Raw genomic sequence first — 12,339 nt, 5'->3', positions numbered from 1 at the left:
GCCCCTACTGCCCCGCGCCGCCGTTGTGGACGCTGAAGGCGGAGCGGCGGGCCGCACGGGCCACCGCGGGGTCGGGGTGGACGCCGGAGACGGCGGTCAGCACCGAAGCCGCCCGCGGGTGGCCGGACTGCCGGGCCCGGTTGAACAGCCGCACCGGCTCGCCGGCCGACGCGCCCTCCACGTGCGGGACCAGCAGCGCGGTGTCCCCGTGGTCGAGCAGGGCCGCCGCGGTGTCCACCCACAGCCAGGCGGCGTCCTCCGCACCCAGCACGTCCGCCGGGGCGACCGGGCCCTCGTCGGAGCGCTCGGCCAGCCACAGCAGCGCGTAGGGCCGCAGCACGGGCTCCTCGACGGCCGCGCGGACCGCCTGCTCGGCGGTTCCGCCGGCCACCCGCAGCGCCTCGAAGGCGAGGCCGCGCACCAGCGCGTCCTCCCCGCGGGCGGCGTCGAGCAGCTCGGCCACCGCGCGGTCCACCGGGCGGGCGGCCACCCAGGCCCGGTACTCGGCGCGGGCCGGACCGGGCGTGTACTCGGCGCAGGCGCTGAGCAGCTCCATGGCGCTCTGCTCGATGTGCCCGGCGGCGGTCTGCGCGACGGTGCAGATCTCCTCCAGCTTGGCGCGGACCGCCCAGTGCCCGAGCGGGGACAGCTCGGCGGCCTCGTCGCGGCGCTCCAGGGCGCCGACGGCGGCCAGGCCGTCCAGCATCCAGTCGAGGACGGCTGCGGCGTCGGCAGCGGTCGTGGGGGTGTCGATCTGCGGCTCCCGGCAGGTGCCGCGGACGGCGGACATCGCGGAGGCGGCGTGCGGCACCGGGGAGAGGCCGAGGCCGCCGCCGGAGGCGCCGTGGCGGCGCTCGTCCAGGCCACGGCGGAGCAGCTCCAGCAGCTCGCTGTCGGCGACCGGCCCGTCCACCAGGTGCAGGAAGGACAGCAGGTGCGGCGCCTGGTCGACGGCCTGCCCGGCGAGCACCGCGAAGACGCCGCGCATGGCGGCCGGCGGCACGGGGGCGAGCAGCGTCCAGGCGTCGAACAGCGCGGACCAGCCGCGGATCACCGCCTCGTCGTCGTGCTCCCAGGCGTTGAGCCGCCAGCCGGGCCCGGCACCGCCGTCGCGGAGCTCGACCAGGCCGACGAGCAGCGCCTGGCCCCAGGCCTTCGCCGCGGCGCCGACGGTCATCGCGAGGGCACGCCCGGCGGCCCGGGCGTCGTCGGGCAGCAGCTCGCCGCGTTTGTCGACCTCGCCGAGCTCGCCGGCCCAGCGGGAGATCCGCACGGCGTCGGCGAGCATCCGGCGGGCCAGCGGGGCCAGCTCGGCGGGTGCGGGGAAGCCGTCCGGCACCGGCACCCGGCCGCGGCCCGGCTTGGGCGCGGGGGTACGGCGGCGGACTGGCCCACCCGGAGGCGTGCTCTCGGCTCGGCGGGCCGCTCCTGGCAGACGGGTCACCGTCGCTCCGGTGCGGATCGCGGGCGGGAGCGGGGCATCACGGTCGCGCGGGTTCCGAGACGTCACGCCGAGCAGTCTTCCCCGTGTACCGGCCTTCTGTCACATCGAGTTCTACGCGCGATCGTAGGTCCGGTCCGCGGACGGGGGATGAGATCGGGCATCAGCCACCAAACCGGGTCGCCACGACGGCCGACCTGGCATGAGCACGCCCCGGGTTTCCCGGTCCGGAGGCCCACCGACGGCCCGTGGACCGCGGCGGGCGCGGCGGGCGCGGCGGTCAGAGCAGCGGAGTGAGCCAGCGGCGCAGCGCCTCGCCGTAGCCGTCCGGGTCGGCGTTCCACAGGGCGGCGTGGGCGCCGTCCGGGACGGCGTGCAGGCTCACCAGGTCGTCCCGGCGGGCGGCGAGCCGGGCGGAGGCCGACCAGGGCGCCACGGCGTCCACCGGGCTGTGCAGCAGCAGCGCGGGCACCTGGAGGTCGGTGCCGGCCGCGAGCCGTGCGAACCCGGCCAGGTCGACCCCCGAGCGGCCCTCGGCGGCCAGCGCACCGAGCTCGGCGAGCGGGGCGGGCACGCCGGCCCGGGCGGCCTCCCGGCGGACGGTGGCGGGCCAGTCCAGCACCGGCGAGTCCAGCACCAGGCCGGCCAGCGAGTCGCGCCAGGCCGAGCGGGCCGCCGTGTGCAGGGCCATCGTGGCGCCGAGCGACCAGCCGTACAGCACGATCCGGCCGGCGCCGTGGCCGTGGGCGAAGCGGACGGCGGACTCCACGTCCCGCCACTCGGTCTCGCCGAAGTGCCCGAGCCCGTCCGGGGAGGGCGGGGCGCCCTCGTCCCCGCGGTGGGTGATCACCAGTACCGGCATGCGCAGCGCGTGCAGCACCGGCAGGACGGGCAGCGCCTGCTGCCGGTCGGTGCCGGGGCCGTGCACCAGGATCGCCCACACCCCGCGGATGCCCGGCAGGTACCAGGCGGGCATCGGGCCGAGCTCGCCGTCGACGACGGTCTCGGTGAAGTCCAGGCCGAGCGCGGAGGCCGGGTCGCCGATCTCGGTACGGGCGGTCACCCGGACCTCCGTCCCGGTGCGCAGCGTGCCGGCGCCGGTCGCGAGCAGCCGCCGGGTGACGCTCTGCGGGCCCGTGGCGAGCACGTCGCCGATCACGGCGTGGCCGCCGTCGGCCCACTCCAGGGCGTAGCGGCCGGGGCGCTCGGTCTCGACGCTGCGGGTGAGGGTGACCCGGTCGGCGGCCAGGTCCTGGACCCGGATGCCGGGGCGGGCGCCGCCGCGGCCCGGCAGTCCCATCCCCGCGAAGCCGGGGCGGACGGCCCGCTCGGACACCCGGCGGCCGATCAGCAGCACGGCGGCCCCCGTCCCGACGGCGGCGGCCGCGACGATCGCGGCGGTTCCCCAACGCATGGCGCTCCCCGGTGGGCGGCTGGACATGGCGCTCCCAGTCCACGCCCGGCCCCGGACCGCGGCCACCCGAACGGGTCCGTCCGGGCGGCGGCGCAGGGGTGCCCCATCAGGGACGCGTGGGGGCACCTCCCGGCCGAAGGCTGGGGGAGAACTGCGCAATTCGGATGTGGGCCGCCGTACAGAACATGGGTCGGCCCATGCCGCCACGACACCCGCATCCGAATTGCGCAGTTCCCCCCGCCCCTGAGTGGTAGCCCCGGGCACCCTAGACCGGGACGTCCGTCCCCGGCCGGGACAGCAGTTCCCAGAAGCGGTCGGCGAGCGGGCGGGCCGGGGGGCGGGCGGCGTCCGGGACGGCGGAGCCCCAGTGGGCGGGGACGAGGTACTCGTCCTGGAGGTCCGCGAGGACCTCGCCGAGCACCGGGTCCGGGACGGGCACGAGCCTGGCCACCGCCCGCAGCCGGGCCTGCCAGCGGCCGTCGACGACCTGCCGCAGCAGGAGCTCCAGCTCGTCCTGACGGCCGGTCACGTGCACCAGCGCCCGCAGGGTCAGGCCGAGTGCGTGCGCCAGTGCGAGGCTCTGCTCCTCGTCGGCGTCCCAGTGGCCGGTGTCCTCGGCCCTGGCGTACGTCTGCACACTGACCCCGATCCGGCGGGCGGCCTGCTCCCTGGTCAGCTCGCGCGACAGCCGGAAGTCGCGGAGGGTCGCCGGGCGGACGCCCATCAGCTGCACGGGCGGGCACCACAGCGCCCTCGACAGGGCGACGAACTCCTCCTCCGAGGGCCGCAGCTCACCGGCCTCCCAGGCCGCCACATGGGCGGGCAGCAGCCGGACGCCGTGTGCGGCCATGGCCTCGGCGACCTGCTCCGGGGTCAGGCCGAGCCCGGCGCGGTGCGCCCGCGCGGCCTGCGGGGAGAACGGCACCGGCGGCGGGGAGGACGGTCTGCGTCGCATGCGACAAGAACGTACGGGCGGCCGCGCGCACCGACCCACTCGCCGAACGCACGAAGCGGGGCGCGCCGCCCGGGCCCGGGGCTGGAGGATCGTACGGGGCCCGGGGCGGTCGGAACGGCGACGGTGTGTGACCAACCCCTCCACAGGCTTTGTTGACTCCCGGTCGGGACGCGTGATGGGATCTCGGGGCCATACGGAGGCATGCAGAGGAAGCCGGTGCGAGTCCGGCGCGGTCCCGCCACTGTCACCGGGGAGCACGCTCGACCTGCATGGTCACGGCGGTCCGCGACAGGGCCGCTGGAAGGCCCGAGCGCGTGTCCGACCCGGAAGCCAGGAGACTCTCGCCGCCGGTTCGTCGATCCAGGGCGCGGACCCTGAGTGAGGACACGCACGCCATGCAGGCTGCCCAGCGGTCACCGCTGCGCCCCGACCGGGGAGCCGGGCCGTGGCCCGTGTGAACCCCTCCCCCTACCTGCTGGGCGCCGTCGCCGGCTACCTCGCCGACACCGCGCTGGCCGACCCCCGCCGCGGCCACCCGGTCGCCCTTTTCGGCACCGCGGCCGGCCGCCTGGAGCGCCGGCTCTGGCGCGACCACCGGGGCACCGGAGCCGCCTTCACCGCCCTGAGCGTGGGCACCGTCGCCGCCGGCGCCGTCCTCGCCGACCGCGCCCTGCGGCGGCGCCCCCGGGCACGGTCGGCCCTCGCCGCGGCCTCCGCCTGGACGGTGCTCGGCGGTACCTCCCTCACCCGCGAGGCCCGGACGATCGGCCGCTTCCTGGAGGCCGGCGACCTGGCCGCCGCCCGGGAGCGCCTGCCGCACCTGTGCGGCCGCGACCCCAGCGCCCTGGACGGGCAGCAGATCGCCCGTGCGGTCGTCGAGTCCGTCGCCGAGAACACCGCCGACGCCGTGGTCAACGCCCTCACCTGGGGCGCGCTGGCCGGCACCCCCGGGCTGCTGGCCTTCCGGGCCGTCAACACCCTGGACGCGATGGTCGGCCACCGCTCGCCGCGCCACCTGCGCTTCGGCTGGGCCTCCGCCCGGCTCGACGACGTGGCCGGCTGGCCCGGTGCCCGGCTGACCGCGCTGCTGACGGTCGCCGCCGCGGAGCACCCGCGGGCCGCCTGGAAGGTCTGGCGGCGCGACGGGTCGTCACACCCCAGCCCCAACGCCGGACAGGCGGAATCGGCCTTCGCGGGCGGGCTCGGCGTGCGGCTCGGCGGCACCCTGCAGTACGGCGAGAGGGTGGAGCACCGGCCCGTCCTCGGCGCCGAACTCCGGCCGGTGGACGTCCCGGACATCGAGCGCGCCTGCCGGCTCTCCCGCCGCGTGGGGGTGCTGGCGCTGGCGGTGACGACGGCCGCCCACGCCCTCGGACGCACCGCACTCGGCCGTGTCCCCTCCATCACCGGTTCGCAAGGGAGTGTCACGTGACGAAGGCTCTGCTGGTGGCGGGGACGACCTCGGATGCGGGGAAGAGCGTGGTCACGGCGGGGATCTGCCGGTGGCTGGCCCGGCAGGGGGTGCGGGTGGCGCCGTTCAAGGCGCAGAACATGTCGCTGAACTCCTTCGTCACCGCGGACGGCGCCGAGATCGGCCGTGCCCAGGCGATGCAGGCCCAGGCCGCCCGGGTGGAGCCCGAGGCGGCGATGAACCCGGTGCTGCTGAAGCCGGGGGCGGACGGCCGCAGCCAGGTGGTGCTGCTCGGCAGGCCGGTGGCCGAGGTCGGGGCGCTGGACTACCGCGAGCGCAAGCCCGTCCTGCTGGAGCGGGCGCTGGAGTGCCTGGCGGACCTGCGCAGCCGGTACGAGGTGGTGGTCTGCGAGGGCGCCGGCTCCCCCGCCGAGATCAACCTGCGGGACCGGGACATCGCCAACATGGGCCTGGCCACGGCCGCGAACCTGCCGGTGGTGGTGGTCGGCGACATCGACCGCGGCGGGGTGTTCGCGGCGATGTACGGCACGCTGGCGCTGCTGTCCGCGCAGGACCAGTCGCTGGTGGCGGGCTGGTTCGTCAACAAGTTCCGCGGGGACGCCCGGCTGCTGGCGCCGGGCCTGGAGATGCTGCGGGAGCTGACGGGCCGTCCGGTGCTGGGCACGCTGCCGATGCTGCCCGGCCTGTGGCTGGACGCCGAGGACTCGCTGGACCTCTCCACCGCGGTGGAGAACCGTCCGACCGCGGCCCCGCGCGGCGCGGACGTGCTGCGGGTGGCCGTGGTGCGGCTGCCGCGGCTGTCGAACTTCACCGACGTGGACGCGCTGGCCCAGGAGCCGGGCGTGCTGGTGCGCTGGGCGACCCGGCCGGAGGAGCTGGCCGACGCCGACCTGGTGGTGCTGCCCGGTACCCGGGCGACCGTCGCCGACCTGGCCTGGCTGCGCGAGCGCGGCCTGGACACCGCCCTGCAGGCGCGGGCCGCGGCCGGGCTGCCGGTGCTCGGCGTGTGCGGCGGCTACCAGATGCTGTCGCGGGAGATCGTCGACGCGGTGGAGTCGAAGGCGGGCGCCGTCGAGGGCCTGGGGCTGCTGCCGACCCGGGTGGAGTTCGGCACGGAGAAGGTGCTGGGCCGGCCGGTCGGCGAGGCGTACGGGGAGCGGGTCGAGGGGTACGAGATCCACCACGGCGTGGTGGCCGTCGATGGCGGGGAAGCCTTCCTGGACGGCTGCCGGGTCGGCGCGGTGTGGGGGACGACCTGGCACGGCGCGCTGGAGAACGACGGCTTCCGGCGGGCGCTGCTGCGCGAGGTGGCGGCGGCGGCCGGGCGGGCGTTCGTACCGGCGCCGGACACCTCGTTCGCCGCGGCGCGCGAGGAGCGGCTGGACCGGCTGGGCGACCTGATCGAGGAGCATGCGGACACCGACGCGCTGTGGAAGCTGATCGAGGGCGGGGCACCGCAGGGGCTGCCGTTCGTGCCGCCGGGTGCGCCGTGAGCAAGGGAGAGCAGATGAGTGACGCCCGTTATCCGTTCACCGCGATCGTCGGCATGGCCGACCTGCGGCTCGGGCTGCTGTTGAACGCGGTCTCGCCGGCCGTCGGCGGTGTGCTGGTGCGCGGCGAGAAGGGCACCGCCAAGTCGACGATGGTGCGCGCCCTGGCGGGGCTGCTGCCGTCGATCGACGCGGTCGCCGACTGCCGGTTCGCCTGCGACCCGGCGGCGCCGGACCCGCAGTGCCCGGACGGCGCGCACGGCGGCGCCGATTCGCTGGAGCGGCCCGCCCACCTGGTGGAGCTGCCGGTCGGCGTCTCCGAGGACCGCATCGTCGGCTCGCTCGATCTGGAGCGGGCGCTCGCCGAGGGCGTCAAGGCGTACGAGCCGGGCCTGCTGGCCAAGGCGCACCGCGGCGTGCTCTACATCGACGAGGTCAACCTGCTGCAGGACCACCTGGTCGACCTGCTGCTGGACGCGGCGGCGATGGGCCGCTCGTACGTGGAGCGGGAGGGCGTGTCGGTGCGGCACGCGGCCCGCTTCCTGCTGGTGGGCACCATGAACCCGGAGGAGGGCGAGCTGCGGCCGCAGCTGCTCGACCGGTTCGGCCTGACGGTGGAGATCGCGGCGACCCGGGACCCGCAGGAGCGGGCCGAGGTGGTGCGCCGGCGGCTCGCGTACGACGCCGACCCGGCCGGCTTCGCCGAGCGGTTCGCCGGGGAGGAGCGGGCGCTCGCCGAGCGGATCACCGCCGCCCGGGAGCTGCTGCCGAAGGTGGAGCTGACCGACGCGGCGCTGCGTCAGATCACCGCGGTCTGCGCCGCCTTCGAGGTCGACGGCCTGCGCGCGGACATCGTGATGGCCCGCACGGCGGTCGCACTGGCGGCCTGGGCGGGCCGCACCGAGGTGCTGGAGGAGGACGTGCGCAAGGCCGCGCAGCTGGCACTGCCGCACCGCCGGCGCCGCAACCCCTTCGACGCGCCCGGCCTGGACGAGGAGCAGCTGGACCGCACGCTGGAGGAGCACGCGGGCTCCGAGGAGGACGGCCCGGACGACAGTGACCCGAACGGCGGCGGGCCGCAGGACGACGGCCCGGACGGCGGCGGCCCGGACGGCCCCGGCGGCGCCCCCGCGCCCGCGGACGCGCCTGACGGCTCGGCGGCCTCCGACCCCGCGCAGGCTCCGGAGCAGGCCCCGCCGCAGCCCCGCCAGGCGCCCGGCACCGGCCGGGAGGCCGCCCCGGTGGCGAGCGCCGACCCGTACCGCACGCGGCTGTTCAAGGTGCCCGGCACCGGCCGGGGTGCGCTGGGGCGGCGTTCGGTCGCGGAGACCGACGGCGGGCACACCGTGCGGGCGCGCCGCCCGCAGGGCCGCCTGGCCCGGCTGCACCTGACCGCGACGCTGCAGGCCGCCGCCCCGCACCAGGCCGCCCGCGGCCGGTCCGGGCGGGCCCTGGTGCTGGCCAAGGACGACCTGCGGGAGCAGGTGCGCCGCGGCCGGGAGTCCAACCTGGTGCTGTTCGTGGTGGACGCCTCCGGCTCGATGGCCGCCCGGCAGCGGATGGGCGCGGTCAAGGGCGCGGTGATGTCGCTGCTGATGGACGCCTACCAGCGGCGTGACAAGATCGGCATGATCACCTTCCGCGGCGCCGGCGCCGAACTGGCGCTGCCGCCGACCTCCTCGGTGGAGGTCGGGGCGGCCCGGCTGGAGCAGCTGCCGACCGGCGGGCGGACCCCGCTGGCCGCCGGGCTGCTGCGCGCCCACGAGGTGCTGCGGATCGAGCGGATGCGCGACCCGGACCGCCGCCCGCTGCTGGTCCTCGTCACCGACGGCCGGGCCACCGGCGGCCGGGACGCCCTGGCGCAGGCCGAGCGGGCCGCGGGCCTGCTGGCCGGGCAGGGCGTGGCGAGCGTGGTGCTGGACTGCGAGTCCGGCCATGTCCGGCTCGGTCTGGCCCGCACCCTGGCGGCCCGCCTCGGCGGCCCCGCCGTCACCCTGGACGAGCTGCGCGCCGAGGGCGTGGCGGCGCTCGTCCGCGACCACCGTTCCGTCTCCACCCAGCGAAAGGCGGCCTGAGCCGTGCCCAAGGGAGTGCCCGAGAGTGTCCCCGACGACGGTCTGACGACCCGTCAGCGCCGCACCCTGCCGATCACCGCGGTGCACACCGGCCCCGGCAAGGGCAAGTCGACCGCCGCCTTCGGCATGGCGCTGCGCGCCTGGAACCAGGGCTGGCCGATCGGGGTGTTCCAGTTCGTCAAGTCCGCCAAGTGGAAGGTCGGCGAGGAGAACGCGCTGCGCGTCCTCGGCGCCTCCGGCGAGGGCGGCACGGTGGCCTGGCACAAGATGGGCGAGGGCTGGTCCTGGGTTCAGCGCGGCATGGAGTCCAGCGAGGAGGCCGCCAAGGAGGGCTGGGAGCAGGTCAAGCGCGACCTCGCCGCCGAGACCTACCGCTTCTACGTGCTCGACGAGTTCACCTACCCGATGCACTGGGGATGGGTGGACGTCGACGAGGTGGTGTCGGTGCTCAAGGACCGCCCGGGCAGCCAGCACGTGGTGATCACCGGCCGGTACGCCAAGGAGCCGCTGACCGAATTCGCCGACCTGGTCACCGAGATGACCAAGGTCAAGCACCCCATGGACGCCGGCCGCAAGGGCCAGCGCGGTATCGAGTGGTAGCCCGTTGAACATCCCCCGTCTCGTCGTCGCCGCGCCCTCTTCGGGCGCGGGCAAGACCACCGTCGCCACCGGCCTGATCGCCGCGCTCGCCGCACGCGGCCTCGCGGTCTCCCCGCACAAGGTCGGCCCGGACTACATCGACCCGGGCTACCACGCGCTGGCCGCCGGCCGCCCGGGCCGCAACCTGGACGCGTACATGTGCGGCGAGGAGCGGATCGCCCCGCTCTTCCTGCACGGCGCCGCCGGGGCCGACGTGGCGGTGGTCGAGGGCGTGATGGGGCTGTTCGACGGGGCGGCCGGACGCGGCGAGCTCGCCTCCACCGCGCAGGTCGCCAAACTGCTCAAGGCACCGGTGGTGCTGGTGGTGGACGCCTCCTCGCAGTCCCGCTCGGTGGCGGCGCTGGTGCACGGCTTCGCCTCCTGGGACCCGCAGGTGCGCCTCGCCGGGGTGATCCTCAACCGGGTCGCCTCCGACCGGCACGAGCAACTGCTGCGCGAGGCGCTGGAGGAGGGCTCCGGGGTGCCGGTGCTCGGCTGCGTACGGCGCGCCGCCTCGGTGGCCACCCCCTCCCGCCACCTCGGCCTGATCCCGGCGGTGGAACGCTCCGCGGACGCCCTGCGGGCCGTCCGCGACATGGGCGAACTCGTCGCCGCCTCGGTAGACCTGGACGCGCTGCTGGCGCTGGCCCGCAGCGCCCCGCCGCTGGACGCCGAACCGTGGTCCGCCGCCGCGGGGGTCTCCCCCGTCGCCGGCCGGCCGCGGATCGCCGTCGCGGGCGGCGCCGCGTTCTCCTTCTCGTACGCGGAGAACGCCGAACTGCTCACCGCGGCGGGCGCGGAGGTCGTGCCGTTCGACCCGCTGCGGGACGAGGAACTCCCCGCCGGCACACGGGGACTGGTGGTCGGCGGCGGCTTCCCCGAGATGTACGTGGGCGAGCTGAGCGCCAACGCGTCGCTGCGGACGGCGATCGCCGGGCTGGCCGCGGGCGGTGCGCCGATCGCCGCCGAGTGCGCCGGACTGCTCTACCTGGGGCGGGAGTTGGACGGCAAGGAGATGTGCGGGGTACTGCCGCACACCGCCCGGATGACCGAGCGGCTCACCCTCGGCTACCGGGAGGCGGTGGCCCTGGCGGACAGCCCGCTCGCCGCGGCCGGCACCCGGGTGCGCGGCCACGAGTTCCACCGGACGGTCTGCGAGCCGGGCGCGGGCGAGCAGCCCGCCTGGGGCTGGCGCGCACCTTCCGGGCCCGCCGTCGAGGGCTTCGTGCAGGGCTCGGTGCACGGCTCGTACCTGCACCTGCACTGGGCCGGGGCGCCGCAGCTGGCGGAGCGCCTCGTCCGCGCGGCGCTCTGACGCCCGGGACACGCCGCAGTCAGACGGAGGCGAGCCGGAAGACGGGGTAGCCGGGCGCGATCCGCAGCAGGTCGGCGTCGGAGGCGTCCGCGTCGACGCCGTCGAAGAAGACCCCGACCTCGAACTTCCAGCGCTTGAGGTAGGCGCGGAGCACGGCCGGCTTCTCGGCGTCGGGGAGTTCGACCGCGCTGAAGGCCTCGGCGCGGCGGCCGAGCCGGAGTTCACCGGTGCCCGCGGCGCGCAGGTTGCGCACCCACTGGGTGTGGCCGCGCGGCGCGACCAGGTAGCGCTGCCCGCCGTGGGTGAGCAGGTTGACGGGGGTGGTGCGCCACTCGCCGCTCTTGCGGCCGCGCACCGCCAGCACCCGGGAACCCCAGAGGCTGAGGCCCGCCCGGGTCAGAGCGGCGACGGTGCGGTTGGACAGGGCGAGCAGGGCGGCACCGAGGCGGCCGGTGGGCATCACGTAGCGGCTGGCGTCGGACACGGGGACCCCCTGGAGTGCGAGCGGCGGACGCTTCGGAGAGCAGTGCTCTCGCTTCTGCCTACGACTGTGCCACCGCCCTCGCGCGCGGTCAAGAGCAGTGCTCTCGTTCCGGTGCAGCGCTCGGAAATGTGGGAGGCTGTCCCCATGACCGCCATCAGGACCGCCCGCGAACGCGCCCGCGAGGAGCTCACCCGCGAGATCAAGCAGGAGGCCCGCCGACAGCTCGCCTCCGAGGGCGCCCAGCGGCTCTCACTGCGTGCCGTCGCCCGCGAGCTCGGCATGGCCTCCTCCGCCATCTACCGGTACTTCCCGAGCCGCGACGAACTGCTCACCGTGCTGATCGTCGATGCCTACACCGATCTCGCCGACGCCGCCGACGCGGCCCTCGCCGGTGCCCCCGCCGCCCCGCGGCCCCGCTGGCGGGCCCTGTGCACCGCCGTACGGGCCTGGGCGCTCGCCAACCCGCACGAGTACGCGCTGGTCTTCGGCACACCGGTGCCCGGCTACCACGCCCCGCAGGAGACCGTCCGGCACGCCGCCCGGCTACCGCTCGCCCTGATCTCGGTGGCCGCCGAGGGCGCGCCTGCGGCGGCGCCGCCCGTGCCGGGAGGACCGCTCGGCGAGCAGCTGGCCCGCCTCCGCGCCGAACACGCGCCGACGCTCCCCGAGCCGGTGCTGGCCCGGGCCGCGATCGCCTGGACACAGCTCTTCGGCATGATCGGCTTCGAGCTGTTCGGACACCTCGTCGGCTCCTTCGACCCGGCCGACGCCTTCTTCGCCCACGCCGTCGAGGAGATGGCCGACTTCGTCGGTCTCCCGGACAGGCATTAGAGGCGCAGGAGCGGTACACCAGTAGGGGCGCGGGGAACTGCGCGATTCGGATGCGGTCCGTCGTACAGGTCATGGTTGGCCCATGCTGTCGTGACGCCCACTCCCGAATTGCGCAGTTCTCCCCCAGCCTTCGGCCGGGAGGTGCCCCCACGCGCCCCTATGGGTTCACCTAGACGACTGATTCCAAGGGATAGCTGCGCGGACAGCGCGAGGGTGTCCAACCTCAGTTTGTGACGACCGAGACAGACACCCTCGCGACTGCA

The 12,339-nt window shown here is 76.2% G+C and carries 10 protein-coding genes and 1 riboswitch; of the genes, 6 read left to right on the top strand and 4 right to left on the bottom strand.

Going from position 1 to position 12,339, the window contains the following annotated elements:
* Positions 1-4 precede the first annotated feature (4 nt).
* From AB0M03_RS34790 to AB0M03_RS34780, 3 genes are all read right to left on the bottom strand, one after another.
* Positions 5-1,339, bottom strand: a complete 1,335-nt coding sequence (locus AB0M03_RS34790; RefSeq protein ID WP_363499417.1) for a hypothetical protein — start codon at positions 1,337-1,339, stop codon at positions 5-7.
* 382 nt (positions 1,340-1,721) lie between these two features.
* The gene (locus AB0M03_RS34785; protein ID WP_363499415.1) at positions 1,722-2,855 is read right to left on the bottom strand and encodes a hypothetical protein; all 1,134 of its coding nucleotides are present in this window, start codon (positions 2,853-2,855) and stop codon (positions 1,722-1,724) included.
* Between the two features lie 265 nt (positions 2,856-3,120).
* Positions 3,121-3,810: a helix-turn-helix transcriptional regulator gene (locus AB0M03_RS34780; RefSeq protein WP_363499413.1), complete on the bottom strand. Its 690-nt coding sequence runs from the start codon at positions 3,808-3,810 to the stop codon at positions 3,121-3,123.
* Between the two features lie 205 nt (positions 3,811-4,015).
* Positions 4,016-4,151: riboswitch (cobalamin riboswitch) on the top strand.
* A 113-nt stretch (positions 4,152-4,264) separates the two neighbouring features.
* Here AB0M03_RS34780 and AB0M03_RS34775 point away from each other — a divergent pair.
* Genes AB0M03_RS34775 through AB0M03_RS34755 form a run of 5 tightly spaced genes read left to right on the top strand, consistent with a single transcriptional unit; the run spans position 4,265 to position 10,761 of the window.
* Positions 4,265-5,242, top strand: a complete 978-nt coding sequence (locus tag AB0M03_RS34775) for a cobalamin biosynthesis protein (RefSeq protein ID WP_363499441.1) — start codon at positions 4,265-4,267, stop codon at positions 5,240-5,242.
* Complete coding sequence (locus tag AB0M03_RS34770) at positions 5,239-6,735, top strand: cobyric acid synthase (protein WP_363499411.1); 1,497 nt, start codon at positions 5,239-5,241, stop codon at positions 6,733-6,735. Before AB0M03_RS34775 ends, AB0M03_RS34770 begins: the two co-directional genes overlap by 4 nt.
* A 14-nt stretch (positions 6,736-6,749) precedes the next feature.
* The gene (locus AB0M03_RS34765) at positions 6,750-8,807 is read left to right on the top strand and encodes a putative cobaltochelatase (RefSeq protein WP_363499410.1); all 2,058 of its coding nucleotides are present in this window, start codon (positions 6,750-6,752) and stop codon (positions 8,805-8,807) included.
* Positions 8,808-8,810: 3 nt separating this feature from the next.
* Positions 8,811-9,407 carry a cob(I)yrinic acid a,c-diamide adenosyltransferase gene (cobO, locus tag AB0M03_RS34760; protein ID WP_363499408.1) on the top strand — a complete coding sequence of 199 codons (597 nt, stop codon included), beginning with the start codon at positions 8,811-8,813 and terminating at the stop codon, positions 9,405-9,407.
* A gap of 4 nt (positions 9,408-9,411) precedes the next feature.
* On the top strand, positions 9,412-10,761 hold the full coding sequence (locus AB0M03_RS34755) for a cobyrinate a,c-diamide synthase (protein WP_363499406.1): 1,350 nt from the start codon (positions 9,412-9,414) through the stop codon (positions 10,759-10,761).
* Positions 10,762-10,780: 19 nt separating this feature from the next.
* Here AB0M03_RS34755 and AB0M03_RS34750 read toward each other — a convergent pair whose 3' ends face one another.
* On the bottom strand, positions 10,781-11,221 hold the full coding sequence (locus AB0M03_RS34750) for a nitroreductase family deazaflavin-dependent oxidoreductase (RefSeq protein WP_363499439.1): 441 nt from the start codon (positions 11,219-11,221) through the stop codon (positions 10,781-10,783).
* A gap of 168 nt (positions 11,222-11,389) precedes the next feature.
* Here AB0M03_RS34750 and AB0M03_RS34745 point away from each other — a divergent pair, with 168 nt between their 5' ends.
* Positions 11,390-12,076 carry a TetR/AcrR family transcriptional regulator gene (locus AB0M03_RS34745; RefSeq protein WP_363499404.1) on the top strand — a complete coding sequence of 229 codons (687 nt, stop codon included), beginning with the start codon at positions 11,390-11,392 and terminating at the stop codon, positions 12,074-12,076.
* The last annotated feature ends 263 nt before the right edge of the window (positions 12,077-12,339 follow it).

The organism is Kitasatospora sp. NPDC051914, assembly GCF_040680995.1.
In the GTDB taxonomy this organism is placed as follows: Bacteria; Actinomycetota; Actinomycetes; order Streptomycetales; family Streptomycetaceae; genus Kitasatospora.
The sequence above is the reverse complement of the archived record's forward strand: the minus strand, read 5'-3'. Positions and strand labels throughout refer to the sequence as shown.